At 52.3% G+C, this 285-nt stretch carries 1 rRNA gene; it reads right to left on the bottom strand.

Annotation, left to right across the window (positions count from 1 at the left end):
* Positions 1 to 285: ribosomal RNA gene (locus ACSEXW_RS28440) — 23S ribosomal RNA — on the bottom strand; the annotation flags it as partial.

Here is a 285-nt window from a genome sequence, read left to right on the forward strand (position 1 = left end):
CCATATCGACGTCCTACAACCCCAAGGAGCAAGCCCCTTGGTTTGGGCTGTTCCGCGTTCGCTCGCCGCTACTTACGGAATCACTTTTGTTTTCTTTTCCTCCAGGTACTTAGATGTTTCAGTTCCCTGGGTATGCCTTCACATTACCTATGTATTCAGTAATGGATACATGGACATTACTCCATGTGGGTTTCCCCATTCGGACATCCCCGGATCAAAGCCTGCTTACGGCTCCCCGAGGCGTTTCGTCGTTCGCTACGTCCTTCTTCGGCTCCTGGCGCCTAG

This window comes from Oryzibacillus soli, from assembly GCF_051594765.1.
Lineage (GTDB): Bacteria > Bacillota > Bacilli > Paenibacillales > NBRC-103111 > Paenibacillus_AR.